The organism is Paraburkholderia phenoliruptrix (assembly GCF_902859825.1).
Taxonomy (GTDB): domain Bacteria; phylum Pseudomonadota; class Gammaproteobacteria; order Burkholderiales; family Burkholderiaceae; genus Paraburkholderia; species Paraburkholderia phenoliruptrix.
The window spans coordinates 66,180-90,963 of sequence record NZ_CADIKB010000002.1 but is presented as its reverse complement, the minus strand read 5'-3'; the positions used below and the strand labels follow the sequence as shown (position 1 = coordinate 90,963).

General features: G+C 62.4%; 26 protein-coding genes. 9 read left to right on the top strand and 17 right to left on the bottom strand.

Annotation, left to right across the window (positions count from 1 at the left end; genetic code table 11):
• The first annotated feature begins 33 nt into the window (after positions 1–33).
• The gene (locus tag HV711_RS03180) at positions 34–288 is read left to right on the top strand and encodes a hypothetical protein (protein ID WP_013591077.1); all 255 of its coding nucleotides are present in this window, start codon (positions 34–36) and stop codon (positions 286–288) included.
• Here the strand turns inward: HV711_RS03180 and HV711_RS03175 are convergent.
• Positions 264–1,163: a LysR family transcriptional regulator gene (locus HV711_RS03175; protein WP_035481539.1), complete on the bottom strand. Its 900-nt coding sequence runs from the start codon at positions 1,161–1,163 to the stop codon at positions 264–266. The two genes, HV711_RS03180 and HV711_RS03175, sit on opposite strands and share 25 nt — an antisense overlap.
• A 109-nt stretch (positions 1,164–1,272) precedes the next feature.
• Between HV711_RS03175 and bla the strand changes: the two genes are divergently transcribed.
• Positions 1,273–2,220 carry a class A beta-lactamase gene (bla, locus tag HV711_RS03170; protein WP_035481538.1) on the top strand — a complete coding sequence of 316 codons (948 nt, stop codon included), beginning with the start codon at positions 1,273–1,275 and terminating at the stop codon, positions 2,218–2,220.
• 39 nt (positions 2,221–2,259) lie between these two features.
• Here the strand turns inward: bla and HV711_RS03165 are convergent, their stop codons facing one another.
• From HV711_RS03165 to HV711_RS03155, 3 genes are all read right to left on the bottom strand, one after another.
• The gene (locus HV711_RS03165) at positions 2,260–2,610 is read right to left on the bottom strand and encodes a response regulator (protein WP_013591074.1); all 351 of its coding nucleotides are present in this window, start codon (positions 2,608–2,610) and stop codon (positions 2,260–2,262) included.
• Between the two features lie 5 nt (positions 2,611–2,615).
• Positions 2,616–4,088 (bottom strand): ATPase domain-containing protein, encoded by a 1,473-nt coding sequence (locus tag HV711_RS03160; RefSeq protein WP_028361163.1) that lies wholly within the window; start codon positions 4,086–4,088, stop codon positions 2,616–2,618.
• 477 nt (positions 4,089–4,565) lie between these two features.
• Entirely contained in the window at positions 4,566–5,066 is a 501-nt protein-coding gene (locus HV711_RS03155; protein ID WP_013591072.1) for a MarR family winged helix-turn-helix transcriptional regulator, read from the bottom strand.
• A gap of 65 nt (positions 5,067–5,131) precedes the next feature.
• On the opposite strand from HV711_RS03155, the gene HV711_RS03150 reads away from it, so the two are divergent.
• The 3 genes from HV711_RS03150 (at position 5,132) to HV711_RS03140 (ending at position 7,790) form a co-directional block, all read left to right on the top strand.
• Positions 5,132–6,178 carry a phytoene/squalene synthase family protein gene (locus HV711_RS03150; RefSeq protein WP_013591071.1) on the top strand — a complete coding sequence of 349 codons (1,047 nt, stop codon included), beginning with the start codon at positions 5,132–5,134 and terminating at the stop codon, positions 6,176–6,178.
• 87 nt (positions 6,179–6,265) lie between these two features.
• Positions 6,266–7,438: an acyltransferase family protein gene (locus HV711_RS03145; protein ID WP_035481537.1), complete on the top strand. Its 1,173-nt coding sequence runs from the start codon at positions 6,266–6,268 to the stop codon at positions 7,436–7,438.
• A gap of 103 nt (positions 7,439–7,541) precedes the next feature.
• Positions 7,542–7,790 carry a hypothetical protein gene (locus HV711_RS03140; RefSeq protein WP_035481536.1) on the top strand — a complete coding sequence of 83 codons (249 nt, stop codon included), beginning with the start codon at positions 7,542–7,544 and terminating at the stop codon, positions 7,788–7,790.
• Between the two features lie 203 nt (positions 7,791–7,993).
• Here HV711_RS03140 and HV711_RS03135 read toward each other — a convergent pair whose 3' ends face one another.
• The 8 genes from HV711_RS03135 to HV711_RS03100 all read right to left on the bottom strand — a co-directional run bounded on the left by HV711_RS03135 (position 7,994) and on the right by HV711_RS03100 (position 15,922).
• The gene (locus HV711_RS03135) at positions 7,994–8,311 is read right to left on the bottom strand and encodes a DUF4148 domain-containing protein (protein WP_013591068.1); all 318 of its coding nucleotides are present in this window, start codon (positions 8,309–8,311) and stop codon (positions 7,994–7,996) included.
• Between the two features lie 203 nt (positions 8,312–8,514).
• Positions 8,515–10,035, bottom strand: coding sequence for an alkaline phosphatase family protein (locus HV711_RS03130; RefSeq protein ID WP_035481535.1), 1,521 nt, complete (start codon positions 10,033–10,035; stop codon positions 8,515–8,517).
• 181 nt (positions 10,036–10,216) lie between these two features.
• Positions 10,217–10,909, bottom strand: coding sequence for a hypothetical protein (locus HV711_RS03125; RefSeq protein WP_035481533.1), 693 nt, complete (start codon positions 10,907–10,909; stop codon positions 10,217–10,219).
• Entirely contained in the window at positions 10,909–11,391 is a 483-nt protein-coding gene (locus HV711_RS03120; protein WP_013591065.1) for a glycoside hydrolase family 108 protein, read from the bottom strand. Before HV711_RS03120 ends, HV711_RS03125 begins: the two co-directional genes overlap by 1 nt.
• Positions 11,392–11,438: 47 nt before the next feature.
• A complete protein-coding gene (locus tag HV711_RS03115; protein WP_035481531.1) occupies positions 11,439–12,908 on the bottom strand; it encodes a tetratricopeptide repeat protein in 1,470 nt (489 codons plus the stop codon).
• Positions 12,909–13,189: 281 nt separating this feature from the next.
• Positions 13,190–14,053 (bottom strand): ABC transporter permease, encoded by an 864-nt coding sequence (locus tag HV711_RS03110; RefSeq protein WP_013591063.1) that lies wholly within the window; start codon positions 14,051–14,053, stop codon positions 13,190–13,192.
• Positions 14,054–14,069: 16 nt separating this feature from the next.
• Positions 14,070–14,864, bottom strand: coding sequence for an ABC transporter ATP-binding protein (locus HV711_RS03105; RefSeq protein ID WP_013591062.1), 795 nt, complete (start codon positions 14,862–14,864; stop codon positions 14,070–14,072).
• Between the two features lie 38 nt (positions 14,865–14,902).
• On the bottom strand, positions 14,903–15,922 hold the full coding sequence (locus HV711_RS03100; RefSeq protein ID WP_013591061.1) for an ABC transporter substrate-binding protein: 1,020 nt from the start codon (positions 15,920–15,922) through the stop codon (positions 14,903–14,905).
• Between the two features lie 229 nt (positions 15,923–16,151).
• Between HV711_RS03100 and HV711_RS03095 the strand changes: the two genes are divergently transcribed.
• Both HV711_RS03095 and HV711_RS03090 read left to right on the top strand, forming a co-directional pair.
• On the top strand, positions 16,152–16,829 hold the full coding sequence (locus HV711_RS03095; protein WP_028361151.1) for a response regulator: 678 nt from the start codon (positions 16,152–16,154) through the stop codon (positions 16,827–16,829).
• Positions 16,819–18,216 carry a sensor histidine kinase gene (locus tag HV711_RS03090; RefSeq protein WP_035481529.1) on the top strand — a complete coding sequence of 466 codons (1,398 nt, stop codon included), beginning with the start codon at positions 16,819–16,821 and terminating at the stop codon, positions 18,214–18,216. Before HV711_RS03095 ends, HV711_RS03090 begins: the two co-directional genes overlap by 11 nt.
• A 4-nt stretch (positions 18,217–18,220) precedes the next feature.
• Here the strand turns inward: HV711_RS03090 and HV711_RS03085 are convergent, their stop codons facing one another.
• From HV711_RS03085 to HV711_RS03075, 3 genes are all read right to left on the bottom strand, one after another.
• Positions 18,221–18,508: a transposase gene (locus HV711_RS03085; RefSeq protein WP_156946590.1), complete on the bottom strand. Its 288-nt coding sequence runs from the start codon at positions 18,506–18,508 to the stop codon at positions 18,221–18,223.
• A 158-nt stretch (positions 18,509–18,666) separates the two neighbouring features.
• On the bottom strand, positions 18,667–19,935 hold the full coding sequence (locus HV711_RS03080) for an isoprenylcysteine carboxylmethyltransferase family protein (protein ID WP_035481526.1): 1,269 nt from the start codon (positions 19,933–19,935) through the stop codon (positions 18,667–18,669).
• A gap of 72 nt (positions 19,936–20,007) precedes the next feature.
• Positions 20,008–21,198 carry a collagen-like triple helix repeat-containing protein gene (locus HV711_RS03075; protein ID WP_035481525.1) on the bottom strand — a complete coding sequence of 397 codons (1,191 nt, stop codon included), beginning with the start codon at positions 21,196–21,198 and terminating at the stop codon, positions 20,008–20,010.
• Positions 21,199–21,220: 22 nt separating this feature from the next.
• Between HV711_RS03075 and HV711_RS33905 the strand changes: the two genes are divergently transcribed.
• A complete protein-coding gene (locus HV711_RS33905) occupies positions 21,221–21,580 on the top strand; it encodes a hypothetical protein (RefSeq protein ID WP_217468969.1) in 360 nt (119 codons plus the stop codon).
• Between the two features lie 280 nt (positions 21,581–21,860).
• Here HV711_RS33905 and HV711_RS03070 read toward each other — a convergent pair whose 3' ends face one another.
• Both HV711_RS03070 and HV711_RS03065 read right to left on the bottom strand, forming a co-directional pair.
• Entirely contained in the window at positions 21,861–23,021 is a 1,161-nt protein-coding gene (locus tag HV711_RS03070; RefSeq protein ID WP_035481518.1) for an iron-containing alcohol dehydrogenase, read from the bottom strand.
• A complete protein-coding gene (locus HV711_RS03065; RefSeq protein ID WP_014972482.1) occupies positions 23,018–23,326 on the bottom strand; it encodes a putative quinol monooxygenase in 309 nt (102 codons plus the stop codon). Before HV711_RS03065 ends, HV711_RS03070 begins: the two co-directional genes overlap by 4 nt.
• A gap of 293 nt (positions 23,327–23,619) precedes the next feature.
• On the opposite strand from HV711_RS03065, the gene HV711_RS03060 reads away from it, so the two are divergent.
• A complete protein-coding gene (locus HV711_RS03060) occupies positions 23,620–24,630 on the top strand; it encodes a TauD/TfdA family dioxygenase (RefSeq protein ID WP_035481516.1) in 1,011 nt (336 codons plus the stop codon).
• Positions 24,631–24,784: the final 154 nt, after the last annotated feature.

Below are 24,784 nucleotides of genomic sequence, written 5' to 3'. Positions count from 1 at the left end.
AACGAAATCAGTGAGGGAATGAAGGAGAACATCATGGCTGCCGCTGAAAAGACCTTGCACTGGGCCGTCGACAAATGGCTTGCACCCACGCCGTCGATGCCCGCACGCGTGGTCGAGTTTTGCCACCGCGCGTCACTGCATCAGCGCTTCGTGCGCGTCGAGGCGCCGCGTCCGGGCGGCCTGCTGTCCATCTTCTTCTTCCGTCACGACGACGGCTCCTGGAACGTGTTTCCCCCGCAAGCGGACCGCCCTGCAATGAACGGCTATCGTCGCACCGGTCTGTGCTGATCCGGCAGGTCAAGAGCCGCTTCCTTGATGAGCCACTGACTGAACAGCAGCATCGCGGGCGACATGGGCTTGCCTTTCAGCCATGTCAGCCAGTAGCTGCCCGCATGCACTTCGATATCGAATGGACGCACGAGACGGCCGGTATTGATCTCGTGATCGAACATCAACGCGGGCGCGAGCGCAATGCCCGCACCCTGCATCGCCGCTTCCACCATCAGTCGCGACGAATCGAACACGGGCCCCCGGATAGGTCGCGGCGCAATGCCGGCCGCGGCGAACCAGCTGCTCCAGTCATCCGCGCGATATGAACGCAACAGCGTTTCGTCGGCGAGATCCGCCGGCTTCGACAATCGCTCTGCAATTTCAGGCGTGCAAAGCAACGCAAGCGGCGCATCGAGCAGGCGCGTGGCGAGCGAACCGGGCCACGTGCCGTCGCCGAAACGGATGGCGAAGTCGAGGCCTTCGGTCGCGAGGTCCACGAGGTTGTTGTTCGTCAGCAGCCGCAGCTCGACAAAGGGATGCGCCTCGCGAAACGATTTGAGCCGGGGCATGAGCCAGCCGACCGCGAACGTGCCTACCACGCCGACCGTCAGCACTTCGTGAAAGTGGCCGCCCTCGAATTGTTTGAGCACCGCTTCGATGCGGTCGAACGCGTCGGTCAGCACAGGGCGCAATGCAAGGCCTTCGTCGGTCATGGCGAGGCCGCGCGGCAGGCGCTTGAAGAGCGCGGTGCCGAGGCGCTCCTCGAACGATCGGACCTGCTGGCTGACGGCGGCCTGCGTGACGTTCAACTCGAGCGCGGCGCGGGTGAAACTGAGATGCCGAGCCGACGACTCGAAAGCGCGCAACGCATTAAGCGGAAGATAAGGTCTCATGGGATCTCATGGCCGAGGCATAAGTTTTTCTTGTGAGCGCATTAACTTATCATCGTTTGTCAGTCAGAGCCGAAAAACCGATAGTTGCGGCTTCACACAAGGAGCAGCAATGATCACGAGAAGAAAATTCGCGGGTGCGATGCTGGGTGTTTCGATAGCGGGTGTTGCGCTCGGTAACAGCGGTGCTTGGGCAAAGAATGCTAAGCCGGCCGCAGGGACAGACGCGGCAAGGCAGCGGCAAGCGTTCGCCGGCGCGGACGCAATTCGCGCGCGGCTCGAGGACATCCAGGCGCAAAGCGGCGGGCGGCTCGGCGTGTCGATCGTCGATACGACTTCGGGTCTGCATGCCGGCTTGCATGCGGACGAGCGCTTTCCGATGTGCAGTACGTTCAAGCTGCTCGCCGCGGGCGCGATTCTCGCGCGTGTCGATCGCGGCGAAGAAGACTTGCAGCGGCGCATCGTCTACTCAAAAAGCGAACTGGTGCCGTATTCGCCCGCGACGTCGAAGCATACGCGCGAGCTCACCGGCAACGCGGGCATGAGCGTCGCGCAGTTGTGCAAGGCGGCGATCACGCTCAGCGACAACACGGCTGCGAACCTCTTGCTGCAGACTTTCGGCGGTCCCGCTGGGTTGACTGCATTTGTGCGCAGTCTCGGCGACGGCATCACGCGTCTGGACCGCAACGAGCCCACGCTGAACGAGGCGACCCCGGGCGATCCGCGCGACACCACCACGCCGAATGCCATGCTCGGCAATCTACGCGAACTCGTGCTCGGCGAGCGTTTGAGTTCCGCGTCGCGAGCGCAATTGCTTGCGTGGCTCGCGGCCAATGAAACCGGCGGCGCGCGAATTCGCGCAAAGCTGCCGAAAAACTGGGGCGTGGGCGACAAGACCGGTACGGGCGATCATGGCACCGCGAACGACGTCGCCATTCTCTGGCCACCGGGGCGCGGACCGATACTCGTGGCGGTTTATCTGACTGAGACGGCAGGCGACGCCGCGCGCGGCAATGCGGCGGTTGCAAACGTCGGCGCGCTGGTGGTCGAGTCTGTTTGACGTCGGCGAGACGGTGCTGAAGCGGTTTCGTACGGGCCGCTAAACCGACATTCGTTGAAGCAAGGCGAGCAGCGCGTCGAATGCAATTGGCTTGCGTGCATATTCGATAGACGGATTGGGCTGCACAGGAATGTCGGCGGCCGCGCTGCACAAAATGATCGGAATGTCGCGCAGTTCAGCGTCGGCATAAAGCGCCGCGCACAATTGAAGGCCCGACATGACCGGCATCATGCAGTCCGACACGATAATGTCGGGCCGCGTCCTGCGTATCTGTTCGAGTGCAACGGCGCCGTTGGACGCCGTCAGCACCGTATAGCCGTGACGTTCCAGCAGCAGCCGCCACACCGTGAGGATGTCGAACTCGTCATCCACAACCAGAATGGTTTTCATGAGCGCTACGCCGGTCGCCGCGGCTGCAAGGTCGCGGACAGGCCTGACGCCGAGGAAACCGTGGTGCTGAGCGGGCTTTCGACAATTTCGAGGCCTTGCGACGAAATCACGAGCTCGTGCGTGGACGGGTCATGCGCGCCTTCGCGCTGTTTGACGACGGAAATGGCGCGACGCAGACCCGCGTCCGTTTCCGTATAACGCAACAGCACGAGATTTTCCGTGAGGGCCGACACGCGCGTGCTTCGCGACTGGCCGTAGTCCGGGTAGAGCGGGACTTCCTCAGTGACGAGCGTCGTCATGCCGGCCTCGCGCAACTGATGCAGCAAGGCGTTCAGAAACAGCCCGAAGCGCTCGACGCGCAGCGCCGAATCGCGAAAGCCCTCGACGCCGTCGATCACCATGCGCGTTGCGCCCAGCTGCCTGGCGGTGGCGAGTGCGCTCGCGGCGATTTCGTCGACGGGGAGTTCGACGGCGGGCTGCCATTGAATCGCAAGCCGGCCATCCCGATGCGCTTCGTCAAGCCGGATAGAGACCGCCTCCGCTTTGCCGATCAGCCTTTGCGGTCCCTCGTAAAAGCCGAGATACAGGCAACGTTCGCCGCGCTGCACGCCGGCTGCCAGAAACTGCAGGCAAAGCATGGTCTTGCCGACACCCGAAGGTCCGATCAAGGTCGTGGTCGAGCCTTGCGACAGGCCGCCGCCGAACATGGTGTCGAGATGCGGCAAACCGAAACTGACCCGCGTTTTCAGATCGACCGGCCCGCTCGGCGCGGCGTGCTGCGCTTCGAGGCGCGGGAACATCAGCAGCCCGCTTTCGGCGATGCGAAAGTAGTGCTTGCCCATCAGGTGGTTGCGTGCGCGCATCTTGTGCACTTCGATTTCGCGCGCGCGGCGCATACCGTCGCTGTAGCGGTTCAGCTCGATGAGCCCGTCGACGAGCGTGTGTTCCGGATGAGGCTCGTTGCCGGAGAGCGGTGCGAGCAGCAGCGTCGTGCAGTCCATTGCGGCGACGAGGGCGTTCAGTTCATGAATGAACTTGGACAGCGACAGCTCCGTCTCGCTGAATTCGCGTGCGCTGCGAAAGCCGTCGATAATCATCAGGCTCGGCCGGTAATCGTAGATGCTCGACGCAATCAGTTTCAGAAAGCCGTCCAGGCCGTCCTGCATCAGCTCGTGATAGCCCGACACAAAAAGCATCTGCTGGGCCACGGCGTTTTCGTCGAAGAAAGTGAGGCGCTTCAGGTGTGCAAGCAGCTTGTCATGCGATTCGGCGATGAGGGTCATGTACAAGACCTTCTCGCCGCGACTGACGCGATGAAAGCCGATCTGACTCGACAGAATCGTTTTGCCGGCGCCGGCCATGCCCTCGAGAAGATACACGCCGCCGCGCACAAGACCGCCGCCGAGAATCTCGTCGAGGCCGGGCACGCCCGTTTCAACGTTAGCGCGAAGAGAGGTCGGCGATTCGTGATTGGTCATTATGATGTGCGGTTGAACTGCGACTAGCGGCCGGTTGCACGCATCGAAGCGTGGCCTAGCCCAACTCAGCGAGCAAAGTGCGTTCCCGACTGTCGACGCGATGAGTCGCAGAGCGTCGCCCACTGAGCATTGAATTCCCGCGATTCTACTTGTCCTGCGAGCTCTGCGCCACGGGCATTCACACGGCGGTCAATGCGGGATCACAACGCAAGATGAAAGCGCCGCGTTGCATCCCGGACGCTGCGCCAACGCGCAGCCGGCGCGGAATTGAAAAGTTGTATTCACAAGCGCCCGAAAATACAAAACAGGTACGCGCGACGCTGGTTAACGACGCACCGCGGTGAGGTGCTTGTCAGGAAATGCCTACCCGACCGAGATCGAGGCATACGCTTCAAGGTCACCTCAAGCGTGCAGGCCGGGTAAGCGCCGGCGAGGGTAGATAGCGATCCTGATTAAAATGCCGGCGGTGCGTTGGCCTTATCCGCGCAGGTTACGCACGAACGTTTCCAGATGGCGCTGCACCGTGCCGGCTGATTCCAGTTCGATGCCGTCGAGCATCTGCTTTTCGATTGCTTTCACTGCCTGTTCGCATTGGCGCAACACGGCGCGGCCCTCGTCAGTCAACTGGAGAAGAACGATGCGGCCATGCGTGGGATCCGGCTCGCGGCTGACCCAATTGCGGCTCGCCATTGCGTTCATCACTTCATTGGCTGATTGCGGCGTAATGAACGAGCGCTCGGCAAGCTGCGCATTGGACGCCTGCCCCTTGGCCTCGAGCACGGATAACGCAGTGAACTGGGCGAGCGTCAAGCCGAGCGGCGCGAGCGCCTCGCTCATCCGGCGCCGCAAGATGCGGTCGAGGCTGCCGATGACATAAGTGAGCCGCAGACTGGGCCGGCGAGCGCGCGTGGCAGTGGCTTCGAGAGTCGAGTTCTGGTTTTTGGTCATGGTGGGCATGAGATTCAGGCTATCCCGCATCTTAGCGCGGCTTGCCGTATACAATTCGGCACCGCCTGAATTTTGCCAATACTGACATCGCAACCATGCCGACTCCGACCCGGGCCTTTCTTCTCGGCCCGCTCCTGAAAGGCGTATCACGCTCGTTCTACCTCACGCTGCGCGTGTTGCCGGCAGGCATGCGCGATCCCATCGGCCTTGCGTATCTGCTGGCGCGGGCCGCGGATACCATCGCGGATACCTCGCTGATTGCGCCCGGGCAGCGCCTCCAGTTGCTGCTCTCGTTACGCGATCAGGTCAACGGCGTCGCGAGCGACGGCGCGCTGTTCCAGCGCATGGCCGCGGAAGTGGCGGGCCAGCAGAGCCAGTCGGACGAGAAGGTATTGCTCGAATCGCTCGGCCCGGCGCTCCAAGTGCTCGCGCAATTGAGCGAGTCCGACCGCAAGGCCGTGCGCGAGATCGTCTCGACGTTGACCGAAGGCATGGAATTCGACTTGCGCACATTTCCCGACGAACGCTCAGGGCGAATTGCCGCGCTGCGCGAGTATGGCGAGCTGGACCGTTATACGTATCTGGTGGCCGGTTGCGTCGGCGAATTCTGGACTGCGATGACTTACGCGCATATGCCCGGCACGCTGAAGGAGCGCCCTGACATCATGGCAACGCGCGGCGTGCGCTTCGGCAAGGCGCTGCAAATGACCAATGTGTTGCGCGATTGCGGAAGGGATCTGCGAATTGGCCGCTGTTATCTCCCGCAAAGCATGCTGGAGCAGCACGGCCTCAGTCCGCAGGACCTCTTGCTGCCGGCCAATTCCTTGCGCGCGCGTCCGCTGATGATCGAGCTGTTGCGCAACACGCTCGATCATTTCCGCGAAGCGCTCGATTACACGCTCGCGATTCCGGCATTGTCCGTGCGGCTGCGGCTGGCGTGCTTGTGGCCCATCCTGATCGGCCTCGAAACGCTGCTGCTGCTCGTGGACAACGCTGCGTGGCTCGATCCGCAGCGGGTTTCGAAAGTGTCGCGCAACAAGGTGTATCGGATCATTGCGTCGTCGCTGCTCGTCGTGCCGTCGAATGCGCGGGTGCGCCAGGCGATAGAGCAGCGTATCCGCGACATCGAAGCGAGGTTCTGACCGCCGACGTATGTGGGGGAACGTACGGATTAAAAGCATGCTGGACCGTAATTTGATCGACACACTTCCTGTTCGATCCAGGTTCAGATGGCATCCCCCGGTAAACCACATTGCGACACGCTGGACCTGATCCGGGCGCTGGCGGCGGGCGCCGTTTGCGTGAGCCATCTGCGCAATCTCATGTTCGTCGATTACCGGTCGAGCGTGAGCATCGGTCTTGCGGGCAAGGCGTTTTATTTCGTCAGCAATTACGGGCATACGGCCGTCATCGTATTCTTCTTGCTGAGCGGCTATTTTGTGGGCGGCTCGGTATTGCGCCAGCTCGACGCCGGCACATGGAGCTGGCAGCGCTATCTGACCGAGCGCTTGTCGCGCCTATGGATCGTCCTCGTGCCGGCCTTGCTGCTCACGCTCTTCTGGGACCGTCTGGGTCTCGAACTGGCAGGCGGGCCTTTTTACCTCGGTACTGAAGGTACATTCGATCAACAGATCAACGTCGCATCGCATCTCGGTGCGGCGACATTTGCCTGCAACCTGGTCTTCCTTCAGAAGTTATCGTGCGGCACCTACGGATCGAACGGCCCGTTATGGAGTCTCGCCAACGAGTTCTGGTATTACCTGTGGTTTCCTGCATGTGCGGTGCTGGTGCGTCGACGTCGCGGGCTCGGCGCCTTTGCGATGGCCGCGTTTGCACTCGGCACGATGATCGCCTTTCCTTCGCTGCTGAGCGGCTTCGGATTGTGGCTCCTCGGCGTAGTGCTCGCCGTGCTTGAAAAGCGCGTGCCCGCGCCCAGCGCGCGCTCAGGCCTTCCGTGGATGACGCTCGCAAGCGGCGCGGCCTTTTTAGCGGCACTCGTCTGCACGCGCTTCTTTCTGCTCGACAACGACTGGATTGTCGGCGTGCCGTGCTTTGTCTTTCTGCACTGCGTGCTGCGTGAAAACGTTCGTTTGCGTCCTGCGGCTTTGTCGCGAGTCGCGATTCTGTTTTCGGGATTTTCCTATTCGCTGTATCTCACGCATTTTTCATTCATTCTCTTTGTCGCTGCCGTGGGTTTCGGGCGGCGAATCCACTTCGATGCGGATGGCGTCCTGGTGCTCGCGGGCATGCTGGTCGCCTGCTATGCGTACGCTTTCGCGGTTTATCTGCTGTTCGAACGGAACACGCGGCGCGTACAGCAGGCGATCCGGCGGCTGCAATCCGGGTGTACCGGCGCCGACGCACCCGCGGCGCGCGCCGGCCAGGGCGGCACCACGAGCTGATTCGCGCGATTCGAATGGCATCGCCATGCACGTCTGAATCGGGAAACCCCTAAGACCGCGCGCGCGGGCTTCGCGTTAGTCTCTTCGAAGGAGGAGACGACCCATGAGACAGGCGTTCAATATTGCAGTGGTGCTGCTGCTCGGCTATCTGATGGCGGATCGCGCGCTCATGCGCGCGCAGGCCGGTGAAGTAGGCACGATCACGTGCCAGCGGGGCGCAGAACTCGTCAAGGCGAGCGCGCTCAAGAAGGGCTTTGGCGAGGCCGGTGCGCGCAGCCAGGGGGAAAATTTCCTGTCGAGTTGCCTCGTCACGGGCCGCGGGCAGGTGGGCGATCTGATCGCGCGCGACTGATTCGCCGCTCAACTGGTTGCACGCGCAACGGGATACGTCGGCGCGGCAAAAAAGTGCCTGGATCTGAGGGATCCAGGCGAAGTCATCGGTAGCCGATGACGGAGGTAACAGATAGGAACTGGCCCGCGACCGGAACAATCGGTCGCGGGCCAGTTTATTTGCAACGGATCAAACGGATTGCGCCCGGCGGTGAATGCCGGATCTTAGTTGCCGAAGTAAATCGACTTTGCACCATTCGCCGACGCAGCGCGGCCCGATTGCGAGGAGCCGTTTGCCACACCGCCATAGCTGGGTACCGCCGGCTGCGCGGTGCCGTTCTGCGCATCAACGCGACCTTGCGCGGCTTGCAGATCGGCCGGGTAGTAGGGGTCCGAGCGGCTCGGCTGGTAGCCGGCTTTTTCGAGTTGAATCAGTTCGGCGCGCACCTGAGCGCGGGTCACCGGCTGGTTGGACTGCGCAAACGAAGCGACAGGAGCGGCCAGTACAGTGGCGATAACAACGGCTTGAATAAGCGATTTCATGATGAACTACCTCCAGTTCGGTGTTTATTGCGCTACGAACCTTGTTGTTCGCAGCCAGTGATTGCATTGTAGGTTTGCAAACTGGAGAGAGTAATCGCCCGTTCTGGTAAACATCGTTGCTGGAATTGAGATAAAAGACGGCATTATGGGCGGCGGCGTTCCGGCCGGTTCTGCGCCCTGAAGTGCGCGCTTTTATCCGTTTCTCATGGGCGGCGCGTGTCCGCCGTGCCGTCAGCCTGTTGCGAAAGCCGCGTGAATGCGTGACTCGTGCGCGCTTCCCGCTCGTCCCTTGCCTGATAGAAGTCTTTGCTGAGCCACTGCCCGAAGCCGATCATCGCCGAACCCAGCGCGCTTTTCAGCCGTGCCCAACGGCTTTCTGCGCGTGCCATGTTTGCAGCCGAGATGACCGCGCCCGTGGCCAACCGGTCGAGTTCAGCGTGAAGAAAATCCGCGAAGTGGTGGAGCCCGAGTTGATTGCTGTTTGACGACTTCTTTTCCAGTTCCACGTGATCCGGAATCAGCGATTGATTGCTCACGCGAATGAATTGCGGCGTATCGGCGCGCGCAGTGCCGGTGGTCCGGATCGCCAGTCCGACGCTGGCCGCCGCCTGTGCGCGCTTGCCGAGCGGCGCCAGATTCCACTTGTCGCAGAGATATTTGAGCACGCTGCAATGATCGAACTGCGCGTGACAGACGCCGCGGTCGCACCACGGCGAAACCAGAATGGCGGGCACGCGCACGCCCAGCTGCCTGAAGTCGAAGGCGCTCGTATGTTCGTCGGGCGCGACTGCATCGGGCGGCGGCGGAACGTGGTCGTAAAATCCGCCATGCTCATCGTAGAGGACGACTAACAAAGTGCTCTGCCACAATGGCTCGTTCGAGCGCAGCGCATTATAGGTATCCGCGATCAACTTCTCCGCTTTCATCACGTTATGCGGCGGGTGGTCGTCGTTCTGCGCCTCGCCGAAGTACTTCGGCTCGATCAGCACGAACTCGGGAAATGCATCGGCGGGGCCCGCGGCATCGCGAAAGAAAGTGTCGAAGTAGCGGTAATTTGCCAGATTCTCCGCTTTGCGCTGGTTCCTCAACAGCAATGACGCGGGAAAGTCGTAGAAGTAGACGCGCCACGTTTTTTCCGCGCTATTCAGGCGGTCGAAAATCGTATCCTGATCCTGCTCCGTGTACCACTTCGGGTTGAGCCCATCGAGACCGGATGGCATGCCCACCTGCCCTTTGGAGGTGCCGGTAAGCGCGAAATAGCGATTAGGCCATGTCGGGCCGGGTAACGGTGAAAACCACCGGTCGCAAACGGTGAAGTGCTCCCCGAGCGTATGAAGCGCCGGCAAGAAGCCACGCGGGTAGTAGCCCATGATGTCTTGCCGCGCGGCAAGACTGCTCTTCGGATAGTCCTTCACGAAAGAGCGCACGAAGCCGCTGTTGTTTCCGTCAATCTGGCTCAATACCGCCGAGTGCCCATGATCCGGATCCAGCTTCATTTGCCGCGAGCGGGTGGGACGTGGGTAGAAGGTGTGGCCGTGGCCGTCGTCGTTCGTTTTCGAGGCCGCATTGCGTATGCCGTCCAGCCCTTCGTGCACCTCGTCGAGGCAGCCGAGCATCTGATCGAAGGAATGGTTTTCCATGAGCAGAACCACCACGTGGCGGATGGGGTCGTTCTGCGCATGTGCTTGCTGTTGTGCCGCCTTGCCGAATTGGACGTCGCCCATGTGCATCGCTCCTGCAGAGTGTGTGCAAGACTGAACCTGTGAGGCGTCAGCGTTGCAAACGTATCGCAAAACGGGCTATGGCGAAAGGCCTTGATGGCAGCGGCCGGTTCGTGGGCGAGTTATCAGTCTCGCCGCGCGTGCCAGCCGCCCTGCAACAAGTGAAACCCTCTTCAAAAAGGACTCACGACGCACCCGAGAAGATCGGACCTTGTGCGCCGGGTGCGAACGGTTGGAACACGTCTGCGTGGGGCGTCGGAGCCGCTTGCGTGGACGGAGCCGGGGGCGTTGCCGGCTCTCGCAGCGTCACGGCGCTGTCGGGCGTGATGGGAACGCTCGGCTTGGCAAGCAACTCGGTCTTTCTCATCGATCCAACCGAAGTGCCGAAGTAGTAGCCGATGATGCTGATCCACGCCGTGCCCAACGCGCCGACGATGACATTGACGAGGTCCTTGTTGACGCCCGGCAAAGGCTGGAAAGCCATCAGCAGCAGGATGCCGAAGAAGCCCGCGGTGACCGCCATCGCGAGTACTTTGGGAACCCAATCGCCAGTGGCGAGTGCCATCGCACGCGCGCCGGCGCGGTCGCCGGTTTCGATGCGGGCCATGTCGCTCTCGTGGGCGAGCCGGGCCTGCGCGGCGGTGACCATCAATTGCTGCAATTGAAGGGCGTTGGCGCTTTCCGCCTGCCGGATTTTCTCGAGAGCGCCAGGATCGTTCAATGCCGGCTCGACGTAAGCGGGGTCACTGGGCGTGCCGAGTGCATGAGAAATGATTGCTGCCGCGGCGGATACGCCGATGCCCACGGGGCCGCCAACGAGTCCGGCAAGAAGCGGGGCGGTGCTGCCAATGTTCGTTGCTACTTTCGACCAGTCCATCATGCTGCTCCCAGAAGAAGATTACAGGCCATGCGTTCGGTCCAGCCCCGGCTGAAGCTTGGCCACGCGTGAAGGTTTCTCAGGTACCGCAGCCGATACGCCGCGAACCGCATGACGAATTTCATCGGGTCCGTATTTTTCACTGCTTCCAATGTCTGCGGGCCGAACTTGCCGTCCTCGTTCGCGCCGGACGCTTTCTGCATCCACAGCACGACTAGTCCGCCGTTGTAGTTGGCGTCGAAAATCTGGAAGGCCACGCGCGGATCGAGTTCGTCGAGATGCAGCGGATCCCAGTACTTCTGTTTCGCAATCTGCCTTGCCGTGTCGAGTGGCAGGTCTTTCATGGCGCCGTTGTATCCCTGACTGCGCGCGACACGGGCTGTCACGCCCCACATCGTCTCGCCGCCCGGGTCGGCTGGATTGAAGGAGTAACCGCCTTCGCTTCCGATCAACGCCTTGAATGCATCCTCGAAGTTTTCCATCGATCATCTCCTTCCATGAGTGTCGTGACGAACAGAACGTAGTGGGGTCAAGCCAGTCTGATTGCGTTCGGCTGGAGGTTAGGGCCCGCCGGTTGTGAGGCTTCCAGGCGGGTATCCGCGGGCGGGCTCGAAACGGGCTGGACGTGGGTGTCGCGCCTGGCGGTGCCCGCGTCGTCGGGACCCTGCAGGGCCGCGCCGAATCGCGCGATGCGACTTTCTCCCGCCGACAATGTGCCCGGATCCAGTCGCAACGCCTCGGCGAATTTGCTCGCCGCGCCGCGCATATCCCCTTTCTTCTCGAGCGCTCGGCCCCATTCTGCGTACGACGGCGCGAGGTCGGGGCGCAGCGAGACCGCGTGCGAAAGCTTGTTGATGGCTTCGTCGTACTGGCCCATTGCGACGAGTGCCTCGCCCCAATCGTGAAGGTTGTCGACAGAGTCGGGCTTCATTCGATCCGCCTGCCTGAATGCGTCGAGCGCTTCGAGGTAACGGTCGGCATGCAACAGCACGTCGCCGAGCAGGCGCAGGTTCTCCGCTGTCGTCGATCGACTGTTCGCTCCGGCGCGCAGTGCTTCGAGCGCGTCGTCTATGCGATGCTGCTGCTCCAGCGCAATGCCGAGGCTTGCGTGCAGAATTGCGGAGTTCTGGTAGACAGTCAGCGCTTCGCGCGTCTGCTGCTCGGCTTCTTTCGCGCGCCCCTGGCTTGCGAGGAGCCATGATTTACCGGCGAGCGCCCATTCGCTTTGTTCGGAAGCCGGCATGGCAAGTACTTCGTTGTAGATCGAGAGAATATCGTCGTAGTTGCAGCGCGCGAGCGAGCATTTCGTTTTTTGCACCTCGGAAAAGAGATGGCTCGCGAGGATGTTCGGCTCGGCGAGGCGCATCGCCTTGACCGCGATCTCATGCACGAAGGCCTCAAGGTCGTTTCCATTGAACGATACGGTGCTCTCCCTTGAGTCGAAGGGCCCTCCTTCGATCTGTACATGTGCGACGTAGGAGTCGGCTCGCTCGTCGAGCTTCGTAATGCCGACGCGAACCACGACGTCGGTGCGCCTCACGATGCCTTTGACGAATCTGACCGTCGACGCATACGACATCTCCTGGCCGGGAAGCTGGATGTCGGGCTGCGCATCGTTATCCGCCAACGTGTCGTGCGGAATCGATTCGGCATCCTGACCGATCAGCCTCATTGAAGACATGATCCGTTCGGCGAGGAAATTGGGCGTGTAACCGCGCGCCGCCAGCGATTGCGGTGCTTCGACCGGCGGCACCAGTAGTTGTCGCGTCATCACACCCCGCACGACAAGGCAAAAGAAGGCAATGGTGACGAGCGCGAATACCCACGGCAGGACATATGGCCATAACTCTTTCGGACCGCGGCCAATGATTCCAGCAGTCCGCCAACCGAGCAATATGGGAGCGGCGAAGGGGTGGCCCCTATCGCGGGCTGTAACACCTCGACGCAATGGACGGTTGCGTAGATGCGGGACTCGGCGTTGACTTTGCACACTCGACATGGAGCACCTCGGCCCGATCGATGTTGGGAAGTACGCGACTTCCGGTGGCCGCTATGACGCATTGAGCGTGCCATGCGTGAAAACGCTTGGACAGAGCGTCATCTGCGGGATTGCGTGACGAGTGGGAGACAGAAAGTGTCGCGCGGTGGCCAACTTAAAAGCGAGCAATAGTCGGCTGACGCGCGACAGACGTGCCTGAAAATGAAAAATGCCGTTCGGTCGGCGACCGAACGGCATCGATTGTGTTCTCCCCGCGCTTTAATTGGCGAGGCGGGGCAGACTTACATCGCGGCGGGGCGCCATTTCAGCAGGCGCTGCTCGACAGCGGTCAACAGGTAGTCCGCGGCGAGTGCGACGACCGCCAGCACGATCATCGCCGCGAACACGCCGCTTGCGTTGAATGCGCCTTGCGCGGTGGAAATCAGCAGGCCGATGCCCTGTTTGGAGCCGAGGAATTCGCCCACCACTGCGCCGACGAGCGCAAAGCCGAAGCTCACGTGCAGGCTTGCGAGAATCCAGCTCAAAGCCGACGGAATCACCACCGAGGTGGTCACCTGGCGGCGCGACGCACCGAGAATCTGCGCGTTCGCAATCATGTAGCGGTCGGCCTCGCGCACGCCCTGGAAGGCGTTGGCGAACACGACGAAGAACACCATCACGACGGCGAGCGCCACTTTCGACGCCATGCCGAGGCCCAGTGCGATCACGAACACCGAACCGAGCACCACCCGCGGAATCGAGTTCGCGATCTTGATGTACAGGCTAAATACATCCGACAGCAGCTTGTTGCGGCCGAGCACGATGCCGCAGAACACGCCTGCAACCGAACCGATAATGAAGCCGAGGCCCGTTTCTTCCAACGTGACCCACACCTGAGTGAGAAGCGGACCTTGCGATGTGCCGTTCACGAACCATTCGACGATCTGATCGAAAATCGCGCTTGGCATCGAGAAAAAGAACGGATCGATCCATTTGAGCCGCGCGGCCAGTTCCCAACCGCCGAGCACGACCACGAGCACCGCGATACGCAGCGAAATAACCAGCAGTTGTCTTTGACGGATACGTTTTTGCGCGGCTCGTTCCACCTGTTCCAGCGAAGCCGGGTCGAGGCCTGCGGGCATTGTCTGTTGAGGGGTTGTAGACATGGTTGTCTTTCCTTGATTAACCGATCTGCACTTCTTCGCGCAGGTCGTGCCAGATGTCGCGCGAGATTTCGATGAAACGCGGGTCATACCGAACTTCCGACGTGATGCGCGGACGCGGCAGATCGATTTCGTAGACCTTCTTCAGTGTGGCGGGGCGCGCGGTCAGCACGAACACGCGGTCGGCGAGTGCAATCGCTTCCTCGAGATCGTGCGTGACGAACACCACCGAGCCGGCGCCGCCCCACAATTGCAGCAGTTCGTCCTGCATCAGCGTGCGTGTTTGCATGTCGAGCGCGGAGAACGGCTCGTCCATCAACAGGATTTCCGGACGGTTGATGAAGGTCTGCGCGAGCGCCACGCGCTTGCGCATGCCGCCGGAGAGTTGATGCGGATAGTGCTTGCCGAACTTGTCGAGGCCGACGCGGCGCAGCCACTCGTTGGCCTCGTCGTAGGCGGCGGATTTCGAGCGGCCGCGATACAGCGGACCGGCGGCAACGTTGTCGATGACCGAGCGCCACGGGAACACGGCATCGGCCTGAAACACGAAGCCGATGCGCGGATCGATGCCATCCACAGGCGCGCCCATGACGCGGACTTCGCCGGTCGTGGGCTTCAGCAAGCCCGTAATCATGCTGAGCGTGGTGGACTTGCCGCAACCCGTGGGGCCGACGATAGCGACGAACTCGCCGCGTGCCACCGACATGCTGAAGTCGCGCAACGCAATGGTTGCCTTGCCGTCCGGAGAAATGAAACGGCAGGACACGTTGCGCATTTCGATCGCAGGCGTCTCGCGTGACATTGGTTGGTTCATCGGCTTAAGCCTCGTAGTTCTCGTGGTGTGGGTTGACGTTACTGCGCCGCGGTCTTGACCGGTGCGGCCACGAAGTCGTTCGTGTAGGTCTTTGCGAGGTCGATGTGCTTGCCCTTCACCGAAGGATTGAATGCGGAGAGCACGCGCAGGACCGTTTCCGGGCCGTCGGCAGGCATCTTGCCGTCTTTCGTGAACATCGGCAGCGAGGCCTTCAATGCGCCGACGTACAGGTCCTTGTTGCTGCCGTAGTAGTCCTTCGGCATCTTCGCGGCGATTTCTTCGGCGCTATGCGTGGCGATGAAATTCAGCGTCTTCGCGAAAGCATGCGAGAGTTTCGCGGCGTCGCTCTTGTGCGATTCGACCCACGCGCGCTGCACGTAGAAGCTGGAAGCGGGATACGTGCCGCCGAGCGCCGCGCGCGTGCCTTCCAGCGTGCGCATGTCGATCAGCACCTTGGCGTCGCCGGTTTTCAGCAGTTGCGAGACCGTCGGCTCCGTCGTCATGCCGGCGTCGATCCGGTTCTGCTTGATTGCCGCGATGAAACTGTTGTCCGCGCCCACGGGCAGCAGCGTGTATTGCGTGGACGGCACGCCCGCGCGCTGCGCGAGATATTGCGTGAGGAAGCTCGTGGACGAGCCGAGGCCCGTCACGCCGAGCGTCTTGCCTTTTGCGTCCGCCATGCTTTTGAAGGTGTCGGCAGCTTTGGTGGAGACCATTTCCACTTCGCCCGGCACCTGGCCGAAGATCACCAGCGCCTCGACTTCCTTGCCTTTGCTCTGCAGGTCGATGGTGTGATCGTAGAAGCCCACCACGCCTTGCACGGCGCCCGCGAGCAGTTCGTTTTCCGCGTCCACGCCGGCCGGCTGCGAAAGAATTTCGACGTCGAGACCTTCGTCCTTGAAATAGCCGAGTTGTTCGGTGAGCTTGGCCGGCAGATAGATGATCTTGGCGGCGCCGCCGACCATGATCGTGAGTTTCTCCGCGTGAGCGGCAGCCGAGGCGGCGGCAAGGGCAAACGCAACACCGGATACGGCGGCAATCTGGCGCAAGGTACGCATGAGGCAGTCTCCTGGGTTTAGTCGCCGCCCGACGCTGCAGGCGGCGCTTTTTGGATGAATGACGGCGATTATAGAAATTGGAAACCTTCTGGCAGCTTTCGGCGATGTAGGCAGATCATGGGTGTTAACCCCGAAGTGCCGAAAGCGTGCGTCGCGCCGGGAGTCATACAGAGGCGCGGAGCCGCTTTTTACGGCACAATCGACGCCCTGGACTTTCGCCGTTTCCGCCATGAAGCTGCTGCTCATCGAAGACAATCCCACGCTTTCGCACTGGCTCGCGAAGATGCTGGAGCAGGAGGCATTCGCGCTCGACGCCGTGCAGGACGGCGATTCCGCGGACCGTCTGCTGCAGACGAATCACTACGACGTGATCCTGCTCGACCTGAATCTGCCGAAGCTGTCTGGCAAGAATGTGCTGCGCCGGCTGCGTCAGCGAGGTGACGCAACGCCCGTTCTCATTCTCACGGCGAGCGGCTCGATCGACGAGAAAGTGGAACTGCTCGGCGCCGGCGCAGACGACTATCTGGTGAAGCCGTTCGAAGTGCGCGAGCTGATTGCGCGCATCAAGGTGGCGATCCGGCGGCAGTCGCCCTCCAAGGCGAGCGAAGTCGTGTGCGGCGACCTCGCATTCGACATCGACACGCGCCAGTTCACGCTCAAAGGCATGCCGCTCAATGTCACGCCGCGCGAGCGCACGGTGCTCGAAACGCTGATCTTGAGGCTCGGCAAAACGGTGACCAAGCCGGCGCTCGTCGACGCGATTTTCACGCTCGCCGACGAGCCGAGCGAAGACGCGGTCGAGATCTACATTTCCCGCTTGCGCAAGAAGCTCGACGGCAGTTCGGCGGCTATCGTCACACTGCGCGGACTCGGTTATCTGTTGCGCAAGAAAGAAGATGACCAATAGTTTGCGCGTCCGTCTGCTGTGGTGGTTGCTGGTGCCGCTCGCACTGTACGTGTTCGTGACCGGCAAGACGCAATACGACAATGCACGGCAGACCGCAGACCTCGTGCAGGACAATCAGCTGATTTCCTCGGCGCGAATGATTGCGGGTGAGGTGGAATGGGTGGACGGTTTTCTGCGCGTGGACGTCCCGCCCGCGGCGCTTGAAATTTTTGCGTCGCCCTATCGCGATCAGGTGTTCTATAGCGTGAATGTCGACGGCCGGCAATTGCTCGCGGGCACGCCCGACTTTCCGCCGCGTCCCTCGCAGGCGGCCGACACGCCCGATCGCTACGACACCACGCTCTACGGCCAGGATGTGCGCGCTGTCGGACTCGTGCGGCTCATGTACGACAACGGCGCGACTCGCCGCGTGCGCGTGACGGTCGGCAAGACCGTGCGTTCGCGCGACGCCATGGCCGAGCAGCTCTGGCAGCCGCAACTTGTTCGGCAGATCGAAATGATCGTGCTCGCCGTTGCGCTCGTGTGTATCGGGCTCACGTTCGAACTGCGTCCGCTGATGAAAGTGAAAGAGGAAGTGGCGGACCGCGATCCGATGCAGCTTGAACCAATTCGCGTCGACCGCTTGCACACGGAGTTGCGGCCCATCGTCGAAGCGATCAATCAGTGCATTGCGCGCCTCGGCGTACAGGTTGCCGCGCAGCGTCGTTTTATCGCCGACGCGGCGCATCAATTGCGCACGCCGCTCACGCTGCTCGGCACGCAATTGCAATTCGCGCGACAGCAAAGCGGCCTGGATCCGGCACTCCACGAAGCGCTCGCCGCCATGCATCGCAGTAACCGGTCGATGGTCGGGCTCACCAACAAACTATTGCTGCTCGCGCAAGCGGAGGCGGCGGACAACCGGCAGGTTGTCGTCGAAGCCGTCGACCTCGTGCCGCTTGCCATGGAAGTCGTGGAAGACCTCGCGCTGCTTGCGCAAGGGCGCGGCATCGACCTCGGCGCAGAACTGTGCGACAGCGCGCCGGTGGCGGGACACCGCGGCTTGCTGCAGGCGCTCACTGCCAACCTCGTGGAAAACGCGATCCGCTACACGGGTCGCGGCGGACATGTTACGGTCGCTGTGAAAGCCGATGCGGATAGCGTCGCCGTCAGCGTGCTCGACGACGGGCCAGGTATTCCCGCCGAGTCTCGCAGCCGCATCTTCGAGCCGTTCTTTCGCGCGTCGACGGATACCGAAGGCACGGGCCTCGGGCTCGCAATCGTGCGCGAAATCGCCGACGCGCATCACGGCAACATCACGCTCGAAGCTGGCGAAAACGGCAAAGGCGTGCACATCAGCGTGGCTTTTCCGCGTGCCGTGGCGGCGCACACGCACGCAGCCGCGTAGCAAGCTAGCTGCCGTCACCCGCCGCGTGTTTGAGATTGCACTGGGGCAGACGCTCGTTTACCTGATCGAGCACGCCTGACTTCTTCCACGCCATGTATCGCAGATAGCACGTCTGCTGCGGCGGAAACGTGCCGGGCAGTCTGTGCCACTTTTCATTCGTTTGCTGCAGCCAGAGTATCGCGTTGAGGATCTCGCGATCGCTGCGGCGGGGGCGTCCGCGAGTGGATACCTGCTCCGGAAAGAGGCTTTGGACTCGTGCCCAGTCGGCATCGGAGAGGGGGATCTGTAGCATTGGCCGGCTTGCTTGACTGTACGGATAGGGCAGTCGCTGAGTTGCGTGGCTGACGATGCTATTGAAAGTTGTTTGTCCGGTCAAATTGCCTCCTGCGAATCGATTCGGGGCACTGAGTCAGCGAGCCGAAAGAGGCTCGCGCATTCGGGTTGTTGCTCCTAGCGGAGCGCGCGGGCCATCCTGGCAAAGAGCCCATTTCTGTCGATCCATTCGGCGTATGCGCGGTAATCCGGATCGCTCATCAGGTGTCTTTCTTCGGTTCTCGCGCGCACGAAATAGATCAGGTTGACGGCGACGAGCGCTGCGCAATGCGAGAGCGCGGCTCGCCAACCCAGGGGTTCGACAAACGGCACGGACACCATCCAGTACGACAGGTTCTTGGCGATATAGGCAGGATGTTTCGTCAGACGATAGGGGCCGGAAGTGATGATGCCGCGGTTGGTCAGATTGGAAAACCGCAATCCGAAAGAGATCGTCGCGCACGCATAGCACAGCAACAGCGCGACGATCGCGGCGCCCCACATGATGCGAAGCACCGGCATGGACATGAGCCAGTTGTCCCAGAACACGGAACCTTCATAACGGATGTACTGGCTGGAAATCAGCGACCAGAACGGCTGATAACAGATCAGCGCAACGAGCCAGCCGAGCGCGGTCGGCTCGGCGCTGCGCACGTGGCTGTCCAGGATGCGAAGCGTGCACAGATAGCCGACTGTGCCGAACATCAGATCCATTGCAAACGACAGGTCGTACATGAAGCGAAACGTTGCCAGAGAGAACGGCGCGTTCAGTGCGGCGGAAAGGGACGTGTCGAGTTGAGCGGCATTGGTGGAGAGATAGACCGTCATCAGCGGCAGGAAGAACGCTTTGACCATCCAGCCGGCCAGCATTTCGCGCAGGGGCCGCCAGTTCGAGGGACGCTCGCCGCGTAACAGCAGGCGCGCGAGGAGCAGATACGCATCGTCTATTTCGCGTTGATGCGTGTCCATCCACGCGAAGTAGAGCGGCGCGGCTACTGCCTCATAAGGGGCGAGTGTCGCGATCAGCGACCAGAACGGCTTGTAGAACGCGCCATGATATTCGGGCAAGAGCCAGTAGATCGTGCCTATACCTGCATAGACGCAGGCGAGCGCCGTGAGGCGCATCGCGACGCGCGCGATGCTGAGCGTGCGGATGCCCCGACGCGCGAGCCCCGCGCTCGGGCGCAAATAGACGCGCGCGACGAACAACTCATAAGCGGCCACCGTTGCGATGATCGCGAGACAGGCCACGGTGCTGCGCGCGGCGCCGTCCAGCGCGGTGCTGTCGCGTACCAGCCAGAGCGTCAGCAGGCAGGCCGCCATGCCGGCGAGGCCCACCGTAAAGGGCGTTGCCGAATGCGGAGCCGGGTCGTCGACATGCGCGAGTGTATCGATGCTGGAGGTCATGTCATCCTCGTCGTCATGACATAAGCGGTCGGGCGTTATATTGTTGTGGGCCCGACCGTTTCGGGCTACTACTTATTTTGTGGGGGACACGCCGCCGAGCAATCCGCCGACGAGGCTGGTCACCGGCGCAAGCGGGTTAGTGCTTGACGTTGTGCCGCCCCCTGATCCGCCGCCCGATCCGCCCGTCAAGCCGGTAACGAGCCCCGTGACCGGATTGGCCGCCGTGCCGCTGTGCGATCCGCCGAGTGCGCCGGCCGCCGATGTCAGCGATCCGACGAGTGTGGCGACGGGTGCAAGCGGGCCGCCTGCTGTTGCGGCGCCGCCAGTTGCGCCCGTGCCGCCCGTGCCACTCGAGCCGCCGGTTCCGCTGTTGCCGGCCAATGAGCCCGCGTTGCCGAGCAGTGCAGTAACCGGCGCGAGCAGGCTCGCGACGCCGCCAGGCGTGCTGGCACCCGTGCTGCCGCCCAACGAGCCCAGGTTGCCGATCAGGCCCGTCAAAGGCGGAATGGGCGCGCCGCCGCTTGCGCTCGTGCCGCCGATGGGCCCGAGCACGCCGGTGAGCGGCGCGAGCGGGCTGGTCGTCGCTCCCGTGAACAGTCCGCCGGTGCTCGTGACGGTCTTTCCGAGCTGACTGACAACTCCGCCGACGTCTTTGCCGACCTGATCGCCCGTGGCCGCGCTGACGCTGACGCCGGCCGCGTCGAGTCCGTTGCCGACCGTGCTGAGCAAGGTATTCAGCGGCGAGCCGAGTCCGGTTGCGTTGCCGATGGTCTGCGTCGTGTTCGAGACGGCGAGGGTGATCGGATTGATGGCTGAGCTGAGTTGCGCCTCGACCTGTTGGACCGGCGTGCCGGCTACCGTGGTGTTCAGTCTCGAGCCGGTGGCGCCGAGCCCGCCGCCCACTCCGCCGACGGCGGTGCCAAGCGTCGACGTGAGCGGCGCCAGCGGCGCGAGCTGTCCGCTGCCGAGGCCCGTGACCGCGCCGCCGAGCGAGGTCACCGCGGCAGCCGTATTCGACAGAACGCCGGACGTGGAACCGACCGTCGGGTTGAGCGGATTCGCCGAGCTACCGACTGCACCGAGGCCGGCGGCCGTGCCGTCGCCGAGCGACTTCACCGCGTTGCCGAGATCGGTGATGGTGTTGCCGAGGCCCGCGGTGGTCGTGCTGCCGACGCCCGGCACCGATGTGCCGGCGACTTTGCTGCCGGTATCGGCGACGGTTGTGCCGACAGCGGTAATGAGGTTGCTGGCGTTGATGACCACGTGACCGATTGGCGTGGAGGAGGTGCCGGAAGTACCGGAAGTGCCCGAAGTACCGGAAGTACCGGAAGTACCGGAAGTACCGGAAGTACCGGAAGTACCGGAAGTACCGGAAGTACCGGAAGTACCGGAAGTACCGGAAGTACCGGAAGTACCGGAAGTGCCGGAAGTGCCGGAAGTCCCCGAAGTCCCCGAAGTCCCCGAAGTCCCCGAAGTTCCCGAAGTTCCCGAAGTCCCCGAAGTCCCCGAAGTCCCCGAAGTCCCCGAAGTCCCCGATCCGCCCGAACTTCCCGATGTGCCGCCCAACCCTCCGCCACCGAGCCCGCTCGTGTTTGGCGTGAGTGCGCTCGTGCCTGGTGTATTGAGAGTCGACCCGCAGCCATAAAGCGCGAGCAATGTCGACGTCGCGACAGCGATAGCCGTGCGGCCAGCCAATTTGATCATGATGTCCCCGTTGAACGACAATTAACGGAGACGTCTCTGCAAGGTCCGCGCCATCGGTGTTTAACAACGCAGATGGCGGGAAACGGGAAATTAAATCTCGCCGCGTTGCAGAGTAGCAGAATTAAATACGGAAATTTGCCTGGCGCCCGAGCGGTCGCGCGCCGATGTTCCGCCCCACGCTACGTAACGCGCACGCTTCGACGTAACGGCGCGCGGACAGATCAAAACGCCGCGGTATAGATCGCGAGCGCGTCGTCCTCGCTGACAGGCCGCGGGTTGTTCACGAGCAGTCGCGTCTGCAACATGGCGTCGCTGGCCATCTGTTCGAGCCCTTCGCGCGCGATGCCCACGTCGCGCAATTGCGCCGGAATGCCCGTTGCCGCGATCATCTGTTCAAGTCTCTCGATCAGCGCATTCGTCTTGCGAGGAGCGCTGCCCGACACGCCGGGCACCACGACGTCCGCGAGTTCGGCATAAAGATGCGCCGCGGACTCGGCGTTAAATCGCAAGACATGCGGCAGCACGAGCGCGTTCGACAGTCCATGCGGCACGTGATAAATGCCGCCGATCGGATAAGCGAGCGCATGCACGGCCGCGACCGGCGAGTTCGCAAACGCCTGTCCCGCGAAAGTCGCGCCGAGCAGCATGGCCTCCCGCGCCGCGCGATTCGAGCCGTCCTCGCACGCGGGCAGCAGGTTGCGCGACAGCAGGTCCAGCGCCTTGATCGCGAGCATGTCCGAGACGGGATTTTTCAAATGCGCTGACGTGTACGCCTCGATTGCGTGAACCATGGCGTCGATGCCCGTCGCCGCCGTCGCCGCGACGGGCAAGCCCAGCGTGAGTTCGGCGTCGAGAATGGCGAGATCGGCGATCAGCTGCGGCGCCACGACGCCCATTTTCTTCGCCTCGCCGACCGTGACAATCGACACTGCCGTGACTTCCGAGCCGGTCCCTGCGGTGGTCGGCATCTGCACGAGCGGCAGGCGCGGCACCGCGACCTTGTTCACGCCGTACATGTCGCCAAGCGGCTGTTGTCGCTGCGGAGCCAGCACTGCGATGAGCTTGGCGACGTCCATCGACGAGCCGCCGCCCAGTCCGAGCACGATTTCGGCGCGGGCGTTGCGCGCCCGGGCTGTCGCTTCGAGCACGACAGGCTCGGGCGGATCGGCGATGACGTCGTCGATCACGGTCGCATTCCAGCCATGTGCCGCCAGGTCGGCAAGCGCCGGGTTCAGGAGGCCGCTCCGGTGCAGAAAGCCGTCCGTCACCACGCACAAGCGCTCGAGCGCCGGAAATTGCGCCCGCAACAACGCGCCCAGCCGGCGCGCCGCGCCGAACTCGACGACGAGCGTCGGCACCGTCTGAAAGCGGAATGCGTTCATGTCGCGTCTCCCGACACCATATGGCTCGACACCTCGCGCCGCTCGAGCATGGGAATGATCGTGCCGAAACCCAGCCGCTGGAAATGCTCGGTGTCGCGATGCTCGGCGAGCCCATTGGCGTCGCTGTACTGCTCGAGAATCACGAAGTGATCCGGCGCGAGCGGCGAACGGAAAAACTCGTAGTAGAGATTCTTCGGCTCCGCGCGGGTAGCCGCGGCGAGTTCGCTCAGAGGCTCGACGATCGCGTCGCCCTGACCGGGCTTGGCGAAAAAGTGGGCGATTACCTGCAGGTAGGCATGAGCCATCGGTTGCTCCAGCTAGAACAGGGGTAGTCGGAAACTCGTCGTGTCATGTGCACCGCACCGTCCACGGCGCTTATTTGCCCATGCGGCGAGGGGCGGCACAACTATCGGTTGTACCAGATTCCAGGCGGCCGCTCAGCGGCAAAGTCGGAACCCTTCTGGGAATGCTCAACGGCAATGCTGTCACAGCCTGTGGGCCAATTTGCAGATCGTTATTGAGAATGATTCGCGTTTGCGATAGATTGTCACCGTCTCTTTTCCGACGCCGACGCGCCGCTACTGCAAGAGGATGCCCTATGACCATGCTTTCGATGCCGCGACTCACGCTGGCCGATCTCTCCGTTCAGCCGGGCCTGCCGACTGTCGTCTCGCCGCGCGCGGGCGCGAACCTGTCGTTGAGCGAGGCGGCGCCGCTGCTGCGCGCAATTGTCGATGAAAGGCTGGAGCGTGCCGGCGGCGTGCTCTTCACGGGTTTTCGCGTGGAGTCGATCGACGTGTTTCAAGGTTTCGCGGCTTCGTTCGGGCATCCGCTGATCGGCTATGAATTCGCGTCCACGCCGCGCAGCCAGGTGGAAGGCGCGGTGTACACGTCGACGGAATATCCGTCGCATCGCTCCATTCCTTTGCATAACGAACAGTCCTACACGCGCGAATGGCCGCTGCGCATCTGGTTTCACTGCGCGCTCGCCGCGCGTTCCGGCGGCGCGACGCCGATTGCGAACAGCCGCGCCGTGTATCGCGCGCTCGATCCGGCGCTGGTCGCGCGCTTTGCGAGCCGCGAACTGCTTTACGTGCGCAACTTCGGGCAAGGGCTCGACTTGCCGTGGGAACAGGCCTTCGGCTCGGACGATCCGGCCGTGGTGGAGCGCATCTGTCGCGCGCGCGGCATCGAATGCGAATGGCGCGACAGTGAAGACGGCGAACTGCTGCTGCGCACGCGCGAGCGCTGCCAGGCGGTGGCGCGGCACCCGCGCACGGGCGAGCCGGTCTGGTTCAACCAGGCGAATCTGTTCCACCTTTCTTCACTCGACGAAGACATGCAGGACGCGCTGATCGACTCCGTCGGGCTGGAAAACGTGCCGCGCAATGTGTATTACGGCGACGGCGCGCCGCTCGAAGCCGACGCGCTCGCGCAGATTCGGGGCGTGCTGGATGCACAACGCATTGCGTTTCCGTGGCAGACCGGCGACGTGCTGATGCTCGACAACATGTTGACGGCGCACGCCCGCGACCCATTCGAAGGACCGCGCAAGGTGGTGGTCGCGATGGCGCAGAGCTATCGGGAGGGCGATGGGGTCGGCGGCTGACCGCCGGCTTTCCGCCCGCATGTTAAGCGATTGATTAACTGTTCCGCTCCGCTTCGCCACGGTTGAGAGCGATTCTCATCTGAGTTGAGTTTTTTTGGCGTCAGGTCATCTATAAGACATATGTCTTTGGACCTAGGGCAAATCGCTGAAACCC